At 55.2% G+C, this 17,566-nt stretch carries 15 protein-coding genes, 1 tRNA gene and 1 riboswitch; of the genes, 12 read left to right on the top strand and 4 right to left on the bottom strand.

What is annotated here, in order from left to right:
* The first annotated feature begins 200 nt into the window (after positions 1–200).
* Both BUB06_RS03380 and BUB06_RS03375 read left to right on the top strand, forming a co-directional pair.
* Positions 201–515 carry a DMT family transporter gene (locus tag BUB06_RS03380; RefSeq protein WP_039471649.1) on the top strand — a complete coding sequence of 105 codons (315 nt, stop codon included), beginning with the start codon at positions 201–203 and terminating at the stop codon, positions 513–515.
* Positions 516–1,042: 527 nt separating this feature from the next.
* Positions 1,043–1,834, top strand: a complete 792-nt coding sequence (locus BUB06_RS03375; RefSeq protein WP_039471651.1) for an HAD-IIB family hydrolase — start codon at positions 1,043–1,045, stop codon at positions 1,832–1,834.
* A 47-nt stretch (positions 1,835–1,881) separates the two neighbouring features.
* Here the strand turns inward: BUB06_RS03375 and BUB06_RS03370 are convergent, their stop codons facing one another.
* On the bottom strand, positions 1,882–2,655 hold the full coding sequence (locus BUB06_RS03370) for a DeoR/GlpR family DNA-binding transcription regulator (protein WP_010304853.1): 774 nt from the start codon (positions 2,653–2,655) through the stop codon (positions 1,882–1,884).
* A gap of 79 nt (positions 2,656–2,734) precedes the next feature.
* On the opposite strand from BUB06_RS03370, the gene BUB06_RS03365 reads away from it, so the two are divergent.
* Positions 2,735–4,000 carry a metallophosphoesterase gene (locus BUB06_RS03365; protein ID WP_039471655.1) on the top strand — a complete coding sequence of 422 codons (1,266 nt, stop codon included), beginning with the start codon at positions 2,735–2,737 and terminating at the stop codon, positions 3,998–4,000.
* Between the two features lie 443 nt (positions 4,001–4,443).
* The gene (katG, locus tag BUB06_RS03360; RefSeq protein ID WP_039471657.1) at positions 4,444–6,618 is read left to right on the top strand and encodes a catalase/peroxidase HPI; all 2,175 of its coding nucleotides are present in this window, start codon (positions 4,444–4,446) and stop codon (positions 6,616–6,618) included.
* A 72-nt stretch (positions 6,619–6,690) separates the two neighbouring features.
* Here the strand turns inward: katG and BUB06_RS03355 are convergent, their stop codons facing one another.
* On the bottom strand, positions 6,691–6,954 hold the full coding sequence (locus BUB06_RS03355; protein ID WP_010304862.1) for a DUF3861 domain-containing protein: 264 nt from the start codon (positions 6,952–6,954) through the stop codon (positions 6,691–6,693).
* 81 nt (positions 6,955–7,035) lie between these two features.
* On the opposite strand from BUB06_RS03355, the gene BUB06_RS03350 reads away from it, so the two are divergent.
* The 8 genes from BUB06_RS03350 (at position 7,036) to uca (ending at position 15,733) form a co-directional block, all read left to right on the top strand.
* Positions 7,036–7,449 (top strand): MarR family winged helix-turn-helix transcriptional regulator, encoded by a 414-nt coding sequence (locus BUB06_RS03350; RefSeq protein WP_039471659.1) that lies wholly within the window; start codon positions 7,036–7,038, stop codon positions 7,447–7,449.
* A gap of 183 nt (positions 7,450–7,632) precedes the next feature.
* Positions 7,633–7,734: riboswitch (guanidine-I (ykkC/yxkD leader) on the top strand.
* A gap of 59 nt (positions 7,735–7,793) precedes the next feature.
* On the top strand, positions 7,794–8,852 hold the full coding sequence (locus BUB06_RS03340) for a putative urea ABC transporter substrate-binding protein (RefSeq protein WP_010304867.1): 1,059 nt from the start codon (positions 7,794–7,796) through the stop codon (positions 8,850–8,852).
* 22 nt (positions 8,853–8,874) lie between these two features.
* Positions 8,875–9,690, top strand: coding sequence for an ABC transporter permease (locus BUB06_RS03335; protein ID WP_039471660.1), 816 nt, complete (start codon positions 8,875–8,877; stop codon positions 9,688–9,690).
* The gene (locus tag BUB06_RS03330; RefSeq protein WP_039471662.1) at positions 9,687–10,478 is read left to right on the top strand and encodes an ABC transporter ATP-binding protein; all 792 of its coding nucleotides are present in this window, start codon (positions 9,687–9,689) and stop codon (positions 10,476–10,478) included. The genes BUB06_RS03335 and BUB06_RS03330 overlap by 4 nt, the downstream gene beginning before the upstream one ends.
* A gap of 13 nt (positions 10,479–10,491) precedes the next feature.
* Positions 10,492–11,238, top strand: coding sequence for an urea amidolyase associated protein UAAP1 (locus BUB06_RS03325; RefSeq protein ID WP_039471664.1), 747 nt, complete (start codon positions 10,492–10,494; stop codon positions 11,236–11,238).
* An 11-nt stretch (positions 11,239–11,249) separates the two neighbouring features.
* Positions 11,250–11,885, top strand: coding sequence for an urea amidolyase associated protein UAAP2 (locus tag BUB06_RS03320; RefSeq protein WP_039359366.1), 636 nt, complete (start codon positions 11,250–11,252; stop codon positions 11,883–11,885).
* Positions 11,876–12,019: a hypothetical protein gene (locus BUB06_RS22085; RefSeq protein WP_165572341.1), complete on the top strand. Its 144-nt coding sequence runs from the start codon at positions 11,876–11,878 to the stop codon at positions 12,017–12,019. Before BUB06_RS03320 ends, BUB06_RS22085 begins: the two co-directional genes overlap by 10 nt.
* 108 nt (positions 12,020–12,127) lie before the next feature.
* Positions 12,128–15,733 carry an urea carboxylase gene (gene uca / locus BUB06_RS03315; protein ID WP_039471666.1) on the top strand — a complete coding sequence of 1,202 codons (3,606 nt, stop codon included), beginning with the start codon at positions 12,128–12,130 and terminating at the stop codon, positions 15,731–15,733.
* 210 nt (positions 15,734–15,943) lie between these two features.
* Here uca and BUB06_RS03310 read toward each other — a convergent pair.
* Positions 15,944–16,020: transfer RNA gene (locus tag BUB06_RS03310), tRNA-Val, on the bottom strand.
* Positions 16,021–16,180: 160 nt separating this feature from the next.
* A complete protein-coding gene (locus tag BUB06_RS03305) occupies positions 16,181–17,554 on the bottom strand; it encodes an MATE family efflux transporter (protein WP_039471668.1) in 1,374 nt (457 codons plus the stop codon).
* Positions 17,555–17,566 lie beyond the last annotated feature (12 nt).

Here is a 17,566-nt window from a genome sequence, read left to right as displayed (position 1 = left end):
GCCGTTGATGACGCAACGTTAAAAATTTCACCTGGAAATTTTTAGGCGATTTAGACGGCTGGCGGCCTGTTGCGCAAAGACTTTACTCCCTGATAGCGCAACGTTATCGTATCGCGGCATATCATCCTGGCAGGGGACGACCTCTGACGCGAAAAGGATTCACGGGACGACCCACATTCACTGTTTAAGGAGAACTGGGTATGGCCTGGTTTCTATTAGCGCTCGCCGGTCTATTTGAAATTGTCTGGTCTTACAGCATGAAGCTGTCTGATGGCTTCACGAAAATAGGCGCATCGGCTGTCACGATTGTCGCCATGATTATCAGCTTTGCGCTGTTATCCATGGCGATGAAATCTCTCCCTCTGGGCACGGCCTACACTATCTGGACGGGAATTGGTGCGGTGGGGGCGTTTGTGGTGGGATTGGTCTTCCTGAATGAGCCCGCAAATGCCATGAGGATTATTGCTGCGCTGTTGATCGTCAGCGGCTTGGTCATGATGAAGCTATCTTCATAACGTATATACCCGTCATACTTCAAGCTGCTTGTGCGTTGGCTGCCCTTACTCACCCCAGCCACTTACCTGAGTAAGCTCCTGGGGATTCGCGCGGTTGCCGCCTTCACGCAACTCGAATTATTTAGGGTATAGTTTTTGAATAACGCATTGCGTTTGAACGTCAGACGTATCTTTATGTGAACCTCTGGCGTGTGGCAGAACCATCTTTACCGCGACTCTGCCACTGCTTTTCTCTCTTTCCCTTTATTGCTCATTATTGATTGATTTTGCTTCTTGTTGCGCATTATCAATAAGTGCTATGCTTGTTCTCGCGTAATATTTCAATAAATTTGACGAATGGTGATTGTTATTGCCCGCTTATGCTCATTTTAGTGTGTTTATTATTTTTTAGAGCTAAATCGAGCATTGTCGGTTAATCATCACGTCAATCATCTAACACACCGCACAAAAGCGATATCTCTTGGTTCAGGCAGGTGACGGCCTGACTCGCGGCTATCTGTGTACGTACAATCTGAAAGGGGAGTGGAATGATCAAGTTGGTAATTACCGATCTGGACGGCACGTTTCTTCACAGCGATGGCGACTACAACAGAGCCTTGTTTGCCGACGTTTATGCGCTAATGAAAGAGAAGGATGTGCGGTTTGCTGTCTGCACAGGCAAACAGTGCGAGCGGGTTGAGGCGCTTTTTGGCGATGCAGCGAGAGATATCTGGATTCTGGGCGACAGCGCGACGCGCATCAAGCATCAGGGAAATTACGTTTACCAGTCGCTCATCAAAAACCGTCTTGCCTTGAGCCTGATTGGCGTGCTGGAAAGCGTAGACGATCGGCATGTGGTCATCGGTTGTACCCCGCATGGTGCGATGGTGAAGGAAACGATTAGTCCTGCCTTACTGGAAAAGGTGAAAAAGTCGTACACCAACGTGACGCTGATATCCAGTTTTGCTGCCGTGACCGATGACTTTGTGAAAATCACGGTTTATGACCCAGAAGGGCAATGTCACGAGACGGCGAAGTACCTTGATGTGTTTCACGACCATGTTTATATCGTGGTTTCCGAAGCGTCTTGGATCGATATTGCCAACGTTGGCGTACATAAAGGACACACCGTCGAAATACTTCAGGATAAATTGGTGATTACACCCGATGAAACAATGGTGTTCGGCGATGGTTACAATGATATTGAGCTAATGAGCCGTGCGGCTTATAGCTTTGCGATGCGCAATGCGTTTGAGGAAACCAAAGCTGCGGCGAATTTTATTGCCCGCAGCAATGACGACGATGGGGTATTGAAAACGATAAAGCTGCTGCTTTCATGAAGTGAACTGCATGAAGTGAGCCGGCACCCGCTGGGGCTACCGTCGCATTATCGGGCAATAATCACATCGAGATTTTTTTCGCTTAATACGCTCTGGCAGGCAGGAGAGATTTCATCATCGGTTACCAGCGTGGTGATTTCATCACATGCCGCCACACGATAGCGCGTTAGTGCGGAGATCTTATTGGCGGTCAGAGCAACGATCACTTCGCTGCTGCGGGTCACCAGACATTTTTTGAATTCGGCATCGTCATATTCAAAAACGGTCAGGCCTTCATTGGCATCAAAGGCACAGCCTCCCAGCAGACATTGATCGAAATACATCTTCTCTAGCTGCCTGAGCGTATCGATGCCAATCGCGCCGCCGACCTCTTTTTGAATCCTTCCGCCAAGAAAAATCACTTCTACGTCCGGATACTGCATCAGCTCTGCCGCGATGATGGGCGAATTACACACGGCGGTAAACTTCAGGCCAGCCGGGATCTGTTTCGCCACCGCCAGGTTGGTGGTACCGGTGTCAAAGAAGACGCAGCTGTTGGGCTTTATCAGCGGGATGACGGCCTGAGCAATGCGATCTTTCTGGGCGGCATCGATAGTGGCTCGGCTGGCAAAATCAATCACCTCTGGCGGCATACTGACCGCACCGCCGTAGACGCGCTTGCAGGCACCGGATTGCGACAGTTCCTTCAAATCACGCCGTATGGTGTGCTCGGATACGTTCAATTCACGTGAGAGCTGGGCGCAGACGACTTTGCCTTCCTCGCTGAGGATCTGCCTGATTTTGGATTGCCGTTGCTCGGGAAAGTCGGTGTAATCGAACATAAATGTCCTTGGTTAATCAAGATGATGCACAACCTGCCGCCAGCGAGCAGGCTTCATTCTGGTCAATGATGTGTACAGCATGGAATTGCGCCATGTTAATCTGCACCTTCTGGCAACACAACACCTCTACCGCGTTGATCTGCAATGTGTGCGTCATGGTGTAAAATTTACGCGTCAATATACCGACATCACCGATAAAGAGAGAAAAACATCCGTGTTTCATGTCATTACCGGGCTCATCGCCCTCTATGTTATCTGGCGTCTGGTCTGGCGCTTGCGTGTCGGTGTGCCCGTAAAGCGCATGCTGGCGGTCTTAGTGCTGCTGGCTTCGCAGCATCATCTGATTACGCGTACCTTTTTTGGCACGATGGCGTCGCCGGAAGTGCCCGCGTTTGTCCTGATGTTTTTGGGATGGGCGTTTGGCGCGCTGCTGATATCTGCGTTCCTGCTGTTGGCCATCGATCTGCTCGGCATCGTAGGGCGTCTGTTATCCCGTTCGGTTGGACAGACTCTGCTGAACAATATGGCGCTGCGTGGTGGAATGGCCGTTGTGGCGATGGGGCTGGCGGCGATTGGCGTTTGGGAAGCCGTGCGTGTTCCGGAAGTCCGCACGGTTGAAGTTGAGCTGAAGCAACTGCCGCCCGCACTGGATGGTTTCCGACTGGTGCAGCTAACGGATTTACATGCCAGCCGCCTGTTACAGCGCCCCTGGATGGAGGCGGTGGTGGCAAAAACCAACGCGCTTAAGCCCGATCTGACGGTGATTACTGGCGATCTGGCCGACGGCACCGTCAGTGCCCGTCATGATGATATGGAACCGCTGCGTAACCTGACCGCGCCACACGGCGTGTTTGCCATCGTGGGCAACCATGAATATTACGTGGAATATACGCAGTGGGTGCAGCGACTGAATGCGCTGGGCTTACGTATGTTGCTCAATGAAAATGTGTCGATTGGTCGCGATAATGCCGCGTTTGTTCTGGCAGGGATCACCGATCGTACCGCTGCTGATTTTCAACAGCTGCTGCCGGATACTGCTGCTGCGCTCAGCGGGATAGCGCCGGATACCGCCGTCGTTCTGCTCAGCCATCGGCCAACGGGAGCGAAAGAGAATGCGAATGCCGGAGCGGATTTACAACTCTCAGGCCATACGCACGGCGGCCAAGTACTGGGTATGCATTGGGTGACGCAACTGGCGAATGAAGGCTATGTGTCCGGCAGCTATGACGTGGATGGCATGCATCTGTACGTGAGCAATGGCGCGGGCCTGTGGAACGGTTTTCCGATCCGCTTAGGGAAACGAGCCGAAATCACTCAGTTCATACTCCGTTCGCCGTCGCTGTAGTTTTGGGGGAGGAGCGAAATCCCCGCGAGTTCTCTGAAAACGCCTCTATTACAAGTTAATATCGGTCACTTAAGCATGGATTTAGGGGGAAACACGATGATGAGGCTCCCGCAGGGATGCCTCACACCGTGGTCGCCCCCAGTATCTCGATCCTTAAACGATTAGCACCACATATGACAAGCAGACTCATTATCGCAAGCTGTTCTATCGGCGAGATTATTGATGCAGATAGGAAAAATGTGCGATTGAGCCGCTTTTCATCAGGTTAAGCTATCGCAGAAGTTAGCATATACAATTATAAATTATAGGGAGACTCTGGCACTGTCTTGCATCAAGAAGAAGGAATCGATGACGTGATCCGCTGCCATAAGGCAAGGCTATCGGAGAACGACCCCACCTTCTTGCGCAGCGATTAAGGCAATGCAACATACTGGGAGATAACGATGGACGAGAATAAAACGAAACCAGCCGGCAAGTGTCCGGTTATGCACGGCGGAAATACTTCTACTGGCTCATCAAACACCGACTGGTGGCCAAATGCCCTCAATCTCGACATTCTTCATCAGCATGATACCAAGACCAACCCGTTAGGCAGCGATTTCAGCTACCGCGACGCCCTCAAAACCCTTGATGTCGATGCCCTCAAAAAAGATCTGCACGCACTGATGACCGATAGCCAGGAGTGGTGGCCAGCGGACTGGGGTCACTATGGCGGCCTGATGATTCGTATGGCCTGGCACTCGGCGGGCTCCTACCGTACGACCGACGGTCGCGGCGGCGGCGGAACCGGTAACCAGCGCTTCGCGCCGCTTAACTCCTGGCCGGATAACGTCAGCCTCGATAAAGCGCGCCGTTTACTGTGGCCCATCAAAAGAAAATACGGCAATAAGCTCAGCTGGGCGGATCTGATTATTCTGGCGGGCAATATCGCGTATGAATCCATGGGGCTGAAAACATTTGGCTTCGCCTTTGGTCGTGAAGACATCTGGCACCCGGAAAAAGATACCTACTGGGGATCGGAAAAAGAGTGGCTGGCGAAGAGCACAGAGCGTTATGGCAGCGACGATCGCACCTCGCTGGAAAACCCGCTGGCGGCCGTACAGATGGGGCTGATTTACGTTAACCCAGAAGGCGTTGATGGCAATCCCGATCCGCTGCGTACCGCTCAGGATATGCGCGTGACGTTCTCCCGTATGGCGATGAATGATGAAGAAACCGTTGCGCTGACGGCGGGCGGGCACACGGTGGGTAAAACTCACGGTAATGGCGATGCCAGCCTGCTGGGTGCGGCACCAGAAAGTGCGGATGTGGAAGAGCAAGGTCTCGGCTGGCATAACCCAACGGGATCGGGCAAAGGGCGCTATACCGTCACCAGCGGGCTGGAAGGTGCCTGGACCACGCATCCGACGCAATGGGATAACGGTTTCTTCCACATGCTGTTGAATCACGAATGGGAACTGAGAAAGAGCCCAGCCGGTGCATCGCAGTGGGAACCCGTCAGCATTAAAGAAGAAGACAAGCCGGTTGATGTTGAAGACCCGTCTATCCGCTACAACCCGATGATGACCGATGCCGACATGGCGCTGAAAGTTGACCCGGAATATCGCAAGATTTCCGAGCGTTTCTATCAGGATCAGGCCTACTTCTCCGAAGTGTTTGCCCGTGCGTGGTTCAAACTGACGCACCGCGATATGGGGCCAAAAGCGCGTTACATCGGCCCAGATGTGCCGCAGGAAGATTTACTGTGGCAGGATCCGGTTCCGGCTGGCCGTACCGACTATGATGTTGATGTTGTCAAAGCACGCATTGCAGAAAGTAGCCTTTCCATCAGTGAACTGGTCGCAACCGCCTGGGATAGCGCCCGTACATTCCGTGGCTCTGATATGCGTGGCGGTGCCAACGGCGCGCGTATTCGCCTTGCCCCGCAGAAAGACTGGGTAGGGAACGAACCTGAACGTCTGGCGCGTGTGTTAGTCGTTCTGGAAAGTATTGCCGCCGCAACGGGCGCCAGCGTGGCCGATACCATTGTGCTGGCGGGTAATGTGGGGATTGAGAAAGCGGCGAAAGCGGCTGGTGTGCAGGTAACCGTGCCTTTTGCACCGGGACGTGGCGACACCACCGATGCCCTGACCGATGCAGAGTCTTTTGACGTCCTTGAACCTATTCACGATGGCTACCGTAACTGGCTGAAGAAAGACTATGCCGTGAGCGTGGAAGAGCTGATGCTCGATCGTACCCAACTGATGGGGCTGACGGCGAAAGAGATGACCGTGCTGGTTGGCGGCCTGCGTGTACTGGGGACCAACTACGGCGGCACCAAACACGGCGTATTTACGAATCGTGAAGGGGCGCTGACGAATGATTTCTTTGTCAACCTGACCGATATGAAATACACGTGGAAGCCGTACCGTAAAGACCTGTATGAAATCCGCGATCGTAAAACGGGTGAAGTTAAATGGACCGCGACGCGTCTGGATCTGGTCTTTGGCTCCAATTCCATTCTGCGCGCCTACGCTGAGGTTTACGCACAGGACGACAGCAAAGAGAAGTTTGTGAATGACTTTGTTGCTGCCTGGGTGAAAGTGATGAATGCGGATCGCTTCGATCTGGCAGAGTAAGACGTTACGCTCCCCACGCCGGTGTTTTCACGGCGCGGGGAGCATCATTTTTGCTGCGCGACCCTGTGCAGATCACTGCTTCTTGAGATTAAGCATAAATTCTCTGAACGGGGCGGCGAATTCCTTAAACAGCGGGTGCTTTCTATTCTGCATCATCACTTCACTAAATAGCTTCAACCCCACAATAAAGGCCTGAGTCTGTTCCGGCGTCATGTCCATTTTGCCATCGACTTTTTCCAGAATTTTGAACAAATCATCGTGAATTGAGTATTCAAACGACAGCGTACGCTGCGGCTCGGCTTTTTCTTCCACCGTAATCTGATAGACGTTTCCCATTGTGACCTCGGTAAATTGAACTCGTGATGGATAGTTGATAAAATCAACTATATGATCATTGGTTGACTGAGTCAATAAAGTATGATGAAACCCCTTTTTGCCTTATTAGAAAGCTATAAGGCACAGATGCAGGAACAGATGAAGGCGCATGACATCAGCCTGGATGTGGTGCATGTCCGCTTATGTAAGATCATCGCGATGGAAGGGCGCATTACGCCTCAGTCGCTGGCGAAAAGGGTCTGTCGGGATAAGGCTCAGATCACCCGCATGGTCGCGGAGCTGGTCAAACGTGATTATGTCCGCAAGATCGATAACCCGGATGACGGCCGCAGCGTGTGGCTCAGTTTGTCCGATAAGGGGGTCGCGTTTACACAGGTTTTTCTGCATCAGGAAAAGCAGATTGAGGCGCAGATGCTTCAGGCGCTATCCCCTGACGAACAAGCCACGTTTAGTGCGCTGTTGGAAAAAATGGCGGCGAGCCGTTCTGCACACTAAGTTCTGCATCCGGCAATGCGCTCTGCACTGCCGTGAAGCGCACTTGCTGTGCTACTGCACCGAGATAGCGCGCTTCCCCGCATAATTCTCCCTATAAACCACAGCCGTAACCGCACTTTCGGTACTGGCACGCATTTTGCTTTTCTCTATTCGGGACAGCACCACGCATGGCGCTGAACAACCTAAATAGCTGGCTAGGGTTCCGATCCATACCTTATGGATGTCTGGTCCGAGAGCTGGCGACCTCCAGTTGAGGTTACACGGCGGGACAAAAGCCCGGGAGACAGCAACACCCATGGTGTCGCGCTGTTCCCGCTTTTTTCCTACTCAACCGGAGGTCTGGCATGAACCTATCTCGTTTACTGGGCGTTTGCGTCCTCAGTCTCTCAGCGTTGCTGAGCTTCCCTTCTCAGGCTGCGCCTAAAACGCAATTCAACGTGTGCTGGACGATCTATGCCGGATGGATGCCGTGGGGATTCATCGGCACGCAAGGCATTATCGATAAATGGGCCGACAAGTACGGCATCAAGATTAAGGTCACGCAGCTTAACGACTACGTCGAGTCGATCAATCAATATACCGCCGGGCAATTTGACGGCTGCACGATGACCAACATGGATGCCCTGACGATTCCGGCTGCGGGCGGTGTGGATACCACGGCGCTGTTGCTCGGCAGTTTCTCCGCAGGCAACGATGGCATCGTGCTCAAAGGCAAAGGGAAAACGCTGAGCGATTTGCGCGGGATGAAGGTTAACCTGCCTGAACTCTCTGTCTCGCATTACCTGCTGGTACGCGGTCTGGAAAAGGCCGGATTGCGTGAGCGGGATGTCACGGTCGTCAACACGTCGGATGCCGATATTGTCGCCGCCTTTGCCACCCGCAGCGTGCAGGCTGCCGTCGCCTGGAATCCCCAACTTTCTGCAATAAAAAGCCAGCCGGACACCACGGAAGTCTTTCAGTCCGGGCAGATCCCCGGCGAACTGATCGACATGATGGTCGTGAATACGCAAACGTTACAGGACAATCCGGCGTTGGGCAAAGCGCTGGCTGGTGCCTGGTTTGAAATGATGACGCTGATGAAGGCGGGCGACAAACCCGCGCTGGAATCAATGGCTGCCGCCTCCGGCACCGATTTAGCGGGCTATCAGGCGCAGTTAAAAACCACCCATCTGTTTTATTCCCCACAGGACAATCTGGCGTTTCTGACCAGCCCGGATCTCCCTAACACCATGAAGCGCGTCGCGGATTTCTCCTTCGACAAAGGGCTACTCGGCACTGGCGCACAGAGCGCAGATTTTATCGGTATGACGTTCCCCGGACAGATCACACAGGGTGACAGCGCCAATGTGAAACTGCGCTTTGACGACACCTTCGTGCGCCTGGCCGCAGAGAACAAACTCTGACCCGCAAACTGGAGAGACTATCGTGCGCTTGATCAATCGCTACCCCAGCCGGGGCGGACGGCTGTTGCTGGTCCTGCTGCCGTTTGTCGTGCTGCTGGTGCTGTACCTCATTGGGTCGGCATTGCGGCTGGAGGCTAACCCCAACGACAAACTTCTGCCGAGCCTCGGGCAAATGGCCGAGGCGATTCAGCGCATGGCACTGACCGAGGACAAACGCAGCGGCGATTACCTGTTCTGGCTAGATACGCAGGCCAGTCTGGTGCGTCTCGCGCTGGGGCTGGGGATCGCCAGCCTGTTGAGCCTGCTGTTCGGGGTTGCGGCCGGGGCTTTCCCGCTGTTTCGCGCATCGCTTTCGCCGCTGATGACCGTACTGTCGATGATCCCGCCGCTGGCGATTTTGCCCATTCTCTTCATCGTTTTCGGGCTGGATGAACTCTCGAAAGTGATGCTGATCGTGATTGGGGTTACGCCGATGCTGGCGCGCGACCTCGAACAGCGCGCTCGCAACATACCGCAGGAAACGTTGATTAAAGCGCAGACGCTGGGGGCGAACAGTTGGGTCGTGGTGCTGCGCGTCATCCTGCCGCAACTGCTGTCGCGGCTGTTGATTTCACTGCGGCTGCTGCTGGGCGCGGCGTGGCTGTTCCTGATTTCTGCCGAAGCGATTTCGGCAACAGCGGGGTTGGGCTACCGCATCTTTTTGGTACGCCGCTATCTGGCGATGGACGTGATTCTGCCTTACGTCGTGTGGATCACGCTGCTGGCATGGCTCATGGATATGGCGCTGCGGTGGCTGCATCGCCGTTGGTTCCCGTGGTCAGAGGAAAGCAAAGCATGAGTTTTATCGAGATCGATAACATCTGGCAGGAATACGGCGATCACGTCGTGCTGGAACGCCTCAACCTGAACGTTGAGGAAGGGGAGTTTTGCACGATGGTTGGGGCATCCGGCTGCGGTAAATCCACCTTTCTGCGCCTGCTGCTGGGGCAAGAAACGCCCAGCCGTGGTGAAGTGCGGCTTGAAGGGAAGCGGCTGCCCGCTGAACCGGATGCCAGCCGCGGCGTGGTGTTTCAGCGCTATTCGGTTTTCCCACATTTAACCGTGCTGGAAAACGTGGTGATTGGGCTGGAGATCCCGCGTTCCCCTTGGCTCGGCAGGTTGTTTGGACAGCGCAAACAGGCGGCGCGAGACAATGCCGCGCGGATGCTGGAGCGCGTCGGGCTGGGACATTCCATGCACAAATACCCCAACCAACTTTCTGGCGGCATGCAGCAACGGCTTGCGATTGCGCAGGCGTTTATTGTCCAGCCGCGCATCCTGCTGCTCGATGAACCCTTTGGGGCGCTGGACCCGGGTATTCGCGGCGATATGCACACGCTGCTGTTGGAGCTGTGGCGAGAAACCCGCTTAACGGTCTTTATGGTCACCCACGATTTGCCGGAAGGTTTCCATCTCGGCACGCGTTTGCTGGTGTTCGACAAAGTGCGCGTCGATCCCCATGCGCCGGAAGCCTATGGCGCACGTATTACCTATGACATCCCGCTTAATCAGGAGCGTCTCGCTACGCGCCAGCGTGCGCTGACGCTAGTGCCTCCTGTAGTCAGCGCGGCGACATCCCCTATTTGAGGAGCTTTCGGTTATGACAGCGATACAGACATCGACAAACACATCGACAGGCCGAACAACGTTTGATGAAGAAATCGTGCCGGGCGGAGGACATACCTCTTTCATTCTCAAGCGTGGACAGATTCTGCGTATCGAAGATGTGGAAGGCGGTGGCAATGTGGGTCTGCTGCTGTTTAACGCGCACCAGACCAGCGAACGCCTGAACCTGCCGGATACCTTGAAAGGGCAGCACACCGCCAAATTAACGGCTGGGCACTGCCTCTATTCCGATATGGGACGCGTGCTGGCGGCAATCATTACCGACACCTGCGGCTGGCACGACAGCTTTGGCGGCGTGCTCAATGCGCAGGAAGTGCAGGAGAAATACGGGCAGGGGCGCTATCAGGAATTGCGCAACGGTTTTTTCCGTAATGGCATGGATAACCTGCTGGTCGAGATGGGGAAATGGAATCTCAATCTGCAAGATCTGCTGATGACCATCAACCTGTTCAGCAAAATCACCGTGGATGCGCAAGGGCAATTCCATTTTCATACTAATCATTCTCAGGCGGGAAACTACATCGAGCTGTATGCGCCGATGGATACGCTGGTGGTGCTGACCGCCTTGCAACACCCGATGGATCCTAACCCGACCTATGCGCCGCGCCCGATTGCGCTCACCTGGAGTCGGGCGGAAGGCGAGGATGTCGCTGCGTACTGCCGTGCGTTCCGTGAGGAAAATGCACGCGCGTTTCACAATACCGAACGCTTTTGCCTGTAAGGAGGCCGGACATGACATTAATTGCCAGCAATAAAACGGCCGAGGACGCGGTATTCCGCCATGTGATTCCTGCCGGAGAACCCTATCTGTTTGAGGTGAAGCAGGGGCAGACGCTGCGACTGCTGGATCTGGAAGGCAATCAGGCGGTGGATACGCTGTTTTATCGCGTCAATGATCCGCGTGAACGCTACGATCCACAACGTACGCTGCGCCGCCAGAATAGCGTCTACCTGACGACGGGCAGCGTGCTGTACTCCAATCTTGGCAATCCGCTGCTGACGATTGTCGCCGACACCTGCGGTCGCCATGACACGCTGGGCGGAGCCTGTGCACAGGAAAGCAACACCGTGCGCTATGCGCTCGACCGGCGCTACATGCATAGCTGCCGCGACAACTTTCTCTGCGCCTGCCTGCACGATGGTCGCCTGAACAAAAAGGACATCGGCGCGAACATCAACTTCTTCATGAACGTGCCGGTGACGGCAGAAGGTGGGCTGACCTTTGAGGACGGTATTTCCGCACCGGGGAAATACGTGGAGCTGCGCGCCGAAGCGGATGTCATTGTGCTGATTTCCAACTGTCCGCAGCTGAATAACCCGTGCAACGGCTGGAACCCGACGCCCGCGGAGGTGCTGATATGGAATTGATGCCAGATCGAGGCGATGAAAAACGTACGCGCTGGCAGCGGGTGAAAGCGTGGCTGGTGAGCGCGCTGGAGGCAAGGGCAAATCGCTATTTCCTGTCGTCGCCGCGCCGCGTTCAGTCTGACAAAACCCCGTGATTCTAGCGTGGTAGCAGGCCTTTGCACCCTATGATATTTACCGCGATGGACGACCATCATGCGGATCGCATTTTGGCGGGACGGCCCGCCCTTGCATGAGTCTAGCGTATGTTCGACAAACTTCTGATTGCCAACCGTGGCGCGATTGCGTGCCGTATTCTGCGTTCGCTGCGCGAGATGAACGTCCGTGGCGTCGCGGTCTATTCTGATGCTGATATCAGTAGCCTGCATATTCAGGACGCCGATGAAGCCCTTAGTCTGGGAGAGGGCGCGGCGGCTCATACCTATCTGGATGTAGAAAAAATTCTCTCTGCGGCGCAGCGCAGCGGCGCACAAGCGATTCATCCCGGCTATGGTTTTCTGTCCGAGAATGCGGCGTTTGCCGAAGCCTGCGAAGCGGCACAGATTGCCTTTGTTGGGCCGACGCCGCAGCAGCTACGGGTATTCGGCTTAAAACATACGGCGCGCGCGTTGGCGAAGCAGCACAACGTGCCGCTGCTGGAAGGCACCGAGCTGCTGGAAAATATTGATGCAGCCCTTCGGGCGGCGGAAGCGATCGGCTATCCGGTCATGCTTAAAAGCACGGCGGGTGGCGGTGGAATCGGGATGCGCGTCTGCTATAGCACCACAGAACTGTCTGACGCGTTTGAAACGGTAAAGCGTTTGGGACAGAACAACTTCAGCGACGCAGGCGTTTTCATCGAAAAGTATATCGAACGCGCCCGGCATCTGGAGGTACAGATTTTTGGTGACGGGCAGGGCGACGTGTTGGCGCTGGGGGTTCGGGACTGTTCGGTACAGCGCCGTAACCAGAAAGTGATTGAAGAAACGCCCGCGCCCAATCTGCCAGATGGCGTTGCCGATGCGCTGTGTGCTGCGGCAATCAGTCTGGCACAGGCGGTGAATTACCGCAGTGCCGGAACGGTGGAATTCGTGTATGACAGCGCGACGGACCGTTTTTACTTTCTTGAAGTCAATACGCGCCTACAGGTCGAGCACGGCGTAACGGAACAGGTCTGGGGTGTGGATCTGGTGCGCTGGATGATCGAACTGGCCGCAGGCGATCTGCCACCGCTGCATGAGTTGGCAGCCGGACTGAACCCTCAGGGTCATGCGATTCAGGCGCGTCTGTATGCTGAAGATCCGGGCAAGCAGTTCCAGCCGTCACCGGGATTATTGACGGAAGTTGCGTTTCCCATGTCAGAGGGACAGAGCCTGCGCATCGATACGTGGGTGACGGCCGGGTGCGAGATTCCCCCGTTTTTCGACCCGATGCTGGCTAAGATCATCGCCTGCGCGCCAACCCGCGAGCAGGCGATAGTCGGATTGGATCGAGCGCTGGCGGACACGCGACTCTATGGCGTTGAACACAACCGTGACTATTTGCGTCAGATTTTGGCGGCAGAGCCGTTTGCCCGCGGTCAGCCGTGGACACGCTGTCTGGATACGTTGGTCTACAATGCGACAACTTGCGAAGTGGTGAGTGCTGGCACGCAGACCACCGTACAGGATTATCCCGGCCGTCTCGGCTACTGGGCGGTCGGTGTGCCGCCGTCGGGGCCGATGGACGATCGCGCGCTGCGTTTAGGCAACCGTCTGGTGGGGAATCCGGCGGGAATGGCGGCGTTGGAAGTCACGATGAACGGGCCGACACTGCGTTTTAATACGGACGCTGTGGCAGCGGTTACTGGTGCGGCTATGGCTATCGAACTGGATGGTCAATCTGTGCCGATGGATAGCGTATTTGCGATACCGGCGGGTGCTACGCTGCGGTTAGGTGCGGCGAATGCGCAGGGAGTACGCAGCTACCTTTGCCTGCGTGGCGGGTTCGATGTGCCGGACTATCTCGGCAGTAAAAGCACCTTTACGCTGGGGCAATTTGGCGGCCACGCGGGCAGGGCGCTGCGGGCGGGTGACGTCTTGCACCTTGCGCCGCTGGCGGACAGACGCACCGGCGATTGCCTGCCGGACGCCTTGCGCACCACATTGTCTACGGTGCGTGAACTACGTGTGATTTACGGCCCGCATGCGGCACCGGACTATTTTACGCCTGCCTATATGGAAACGTTCCTCACCACCGAGTGGGAAGTCCATTTTAACTCCAGCCGCACGGGTGTACGCCTGATTGGGCCGAAACCAGAGTGGGTTCGTGATAGCGGTGGAGAAGCCGGGCTGCATCCTTCGAATATTCACGACAACCCGTATGCCATTGGCGCGGTGGATTTCACCGGCGATATGCCAGTTATTCTGGGGCCGGATGGCCCGAGTCTCGGTGGATTCGTCTGTCCGGTGACGATAATCAAAGCCGACCTGTGGGCGCTGGGGCAACTTACTGCAGGCGACCGTGTGCGCTTTATTCCTGTCGATCTCCCGACGGCACGCGCACTGGCGCAGGCACGTCATACTGAGGTGGAACAGCTTGCCCCGATCGCTGTCGACTGGTCGCCTGCCGCGCTGATTTCTCCGGTGGTGTTGGATAGCGGTGAGGCGGATAAAAGGCTGGTTGCGCGGCTGTCCGGTGATACCCATTTGCTATTGGAAGTGGGCGCGGCGGAGCTAGATGTGGCGCTGCGTTTTCGCGTCCATGCGCTGATGCTGGCGCTGGAACAACAGACGCTCGATGGCATTATTGATGTGACGCCGGGCATTCGTTCGTTGCAGGTGCACTATCGCCCTGAAGTGCTTTCGTTACAGCATTTGTTGGATGTGCTCTCCACGCTATGGCAGGACGTTTGCACCCAGCAGAATCTGACAGTGCCCTCACGAGTGGTTTATCTGCCGCTGTCTTGGGACGATCCCGCCTGCCAGTTGGCGATTCAAAAATACATGACCACGGTACGCAGCGATGCGCCTTGGTGCCCGAGCAACCTTGAGTTTATCCGCCGTATTAACGAACTGGATAATCTCGATGAAGTTTACCGTACCGTCTTTGACGCCAGCTATCTGGTGATGGGATTGGGTGACGTTTACCTCGGCGCACCGGTGGCAACACCGCTGGATCCACGCCACCGTTTAGTCACCACCAAATATAATCCTGCGCGTACCTGGACGGCAGAAAACTCAGTGGGCATCGGCGGCGCTTACCTGTGCGTTTACGGCATGGAAGGGCCGGGCGGTTACCAGTTTGTCGGACGCACGTTGCAAATGTGGGATCGCTATCGCGGCGTTGGCGCATTTGACGGCAAACCGTGGCTACTGCGCTTCTTTGACCAAATTCGCTTCTATCCGGTATCTGCCGACGAATTGTTATCCATTCGACGGGATTTCCCGCTAGGGCGCTACCCGCTACGGATCGAGCAAAGTGAATTGGCGTTAAACGCCTATCAGGATTTCCTGTCGCGGGAAGCGGAAGAAATTGAAGCATTCCGCGTGCGTCAGCGGGCTGCGTTTGAGGCAGAGCGTGAGCGCTGGCGTATTGCCGGTCAATCGGTGACGGATAGCGTGGATGTGGTGATTGAAGAGGCGAGTGAAGCACCGATCCTGCCGGGACAGGTCGGCGTTGAAAGCCCGATTTCCGGCAATCTCTGGCAGGTGACGACGGAAGTCGGCAAAACGGTGGCAGAGGGAGAAACGCTGATGATTCTCGAATCGATGAAAATGGAAATCCCGATTGTGTCGCCGCAGTGCGGTACGGTGCGGGAGATCCGCTGCCAGCCCGGCGCATCTGTGCGTGCAGGGCAGTGCGTGGTGGTGATCGAATCGCAGACGGAATAACAGTGCCTTGTTGTATAGATTCAACAATGAGGTGATTGGCGAATCAACGATTCTGAAAATTCAGGCTGGAGGAATAAATAGCCTCTGGCCTGTTAATACAGACGCGGCGCTAATTAGCTGATATAGGATGCTAGCTACCCTGATAATGGCAGTACTTATCGGGTATAAAGGACAACAAGGAAGAATGAATTCGAAGGGTAAAACAAGGAATGGTGCGTTCAATTGGACTCGAACCAACGACCCCCACCATGTCAAGGTGGTGCTCTAACCAACTGAGCTATGAACGCATTGAGATACCGTGCTGCCTGTCTGACAGCGAGGCGAATAGTAGCGAGCAAGGGGAAAACTGGCAAGAGGAAAAATGCAATTTTGTGCTCTTGCCAGCGCGATTGCTGGGGTTGTATCCATTTCGTCGTTTTTTTCGACGTAAACCGGATGAAACGTTATCTAGCGGGCGGCGCGCGCTAAAATCCGTGCGGCGGGTTGACGCTGAAGAAAACGAATTCGCGTCACCATCATCACCGCTGCCGCCGTCAGGCCAATGATGAAACCACACCAGAAGCCCGCAGGCCCCATGCGCGGCACGATGGTATCCGTCAACGCTAGCAGGTAGCCGCTCGGTAACCCCAATACCCAATACGCGACAAAGGTAATATAGAAAATTGAACGGGTATCTTTATAGCCACGCAGTACGCCGGTGCCGATAACCTGAACGGCATCGGATATTTGATAAACGGCAGCCAACAGCATGAGCTGAGAAGCCATCGCCACCACCAGCGGATCCTGATTGTAGAGCAGGGCAATGGGTTCACGCAGCAGCGTGGTGAAGATTGCCGTGCAGCAGGCTAACGCTACGCCAGCCATGATACCCGTGTGCGCGGCAATGCGGGCGTTCTCAACCGAACCTTCCCCTAATCGATGTCCGACGCGAATGGTGGTAGCGACGCCCACAGAGAGCGGAAGGACGAACATCAGCGAACTGAAGTTCAGGGCAATTTGGTGACCTGCGACATCGACAACACCCAGCGGTAGCACCAATAGGGCAACCACGGCAAACAGCGTGACTTCAAAAAGCAGGGCTAGCGCGATGGGTAAACCGAGGCCAAACAGGCGCTTCAGCACGGTAAAATCCGGCCGGAATGCGGGACGGTGCAAGCGGATATCGCGTAGCCAGGAGGCACGTCGGGTATAGAGCATCATCAGCAGCATCATGATCCAGTAAACCGACGCGGTGGCGACGCCGCAACCTACGCCGCCCAGTTCGGGCATACCAAATTTACCGTGGATGAATATGTAGTTAATCGGGATGTTGATTAATAGCCCGATGAATCCAATCATCATGCCGGGGTAGGTTTTGGACAGCCCTTCACACTGGCAGCGCAAAACCTGATAGAACAGATAGCCGGGCACGCCCCACAGCAACGCGTGCAGATAGCCGATGGCTTTCGCAGCCAGTTCAGGCGAACCGTCGCTCATCAGGTTAATCGCGTATTCCCCCTGATACAGCACCAGCATCGTCAGCACAGAAATGATGGCAGCGAGGAAAAAAGATTGTCGCACCTGATGAGAAATACGCTCGCGACGGCCGGAACCGTTGAGCTGTGCGACAACGGGCGTTAACGCCAGTAGCAGGCCATGACCAAAAAGAATGGCGGGGAGCCAGATTGAGGTTCCCACCGCGACAGCGGCCATATCGGTGGCGCTATAAGCACCGGCCATGATGGTGTCAACCACACCCATCGACGTTTGGGACACTTGCGCAATAATGACAGGAACAGCAAGCGCCGATAATTTACGCGCTTCTGTCAGATACTGTTGCACGGATACCTTCCT

The sequence above is a fragment of the Pectobacterium carotovorum genome, from assembly GCF_900129615.1.
GTDB classification, from domain to species: domain Bacteria; phylum Pseudomonadota; class Gammaproteobacteria; order Enterobacterales; family Enterobacteriaceae; genus Pectobacterium; species Pectobacterium carotovorum.
This window is presented reverse-complemented; position numbering and strand designations above follow the sequence as displayed.

Coding starts and splice junctions, on each gene's coding strand:
- BUB06_RS03380 (WP_039471649.1), top strand. CDS start 201: ATGGCCTGGTTTCTATTAGCGCTCGCCGGTCTATTTGAAATTGTCTGG.
- BUB06_RS03375 (WP_039471651.1), top strand. CDS start 1,043: ATGATCAAGTTGGTAATTACCGATCTGGACGGCACGTTTCTTCACAGC.
- BUB06_RS03370 (WP_010304853.1), bottom strand. CDS start 2,655: ATGTTCGATTACACCGACTTTCCCGAGCAACGGCAATCCAAAATCAGG.
- BUB06_RS03365 (WP_039471655.1), top strand. CDS start 2,735: ATGGAATTGCGCCATGTTAATCTGCACCTTCTGGCAACACAACACCTC.
- katG (WP_039471657.1), top strand. CDS start 4,444: ATGGACGAGAATAAAACGAAACCAGCCGGCAAGTGTCCGGTTATGCAC.
- BUB06_RS03355 (WP_010304862.1), bottom strand. CDS start 6,954: ATGGGAAACGTCTATCAGATTACGGTGGAAGAAAAAGCCGAGCCGCAG.
- BUB06_RS03350 (WP_039471659.1), top strand. CDS start 7,036: ATGATGAAACCCCTTTTTGCCTTATTAGAAAGCTATAAGGCACAGATG.
- BUB06_RS03340 (WP_010304867.1), top strand. CDS start 7,794: ATGAACCTATCTCGTTTACTGGGCGTTTGCGTCCTCAGTCTCTCAGCG.
- BUB06_RS03330 (WP_039471662.1), top strand. CDS start 9,687: ATGAGTTTTATCGAGATCGATAACATCTGGCAGGAATACGGCGATCAC.
- BUB06_RS03325 (WP_039471664.1), top strand. CDS start 10,492: ATGACAGCGATACAGACATCGACAAACACATCGACAGGCCGAACAACG.
- BUB06_RS03320 (WP_039359366.1), top strand. CDS start 11,250: ATGACATTAATTGCCAGCAATAAAACGGCCGAGGACGCGGTATTCCGC.
- BUB06_RS22085 (WP_165572341.1), top strand. CDS start 11,876: ATGGAATTGATGCCAGATCGAGGCGATGAAAAACGTACGCGCTGGCAG.
- uca (WP_039471666.1), top strand. CDS start 12,128: ATGTTCGACAAACTTCTGATTGCCAACCGTGGCGCGATTGCGTGCCGT.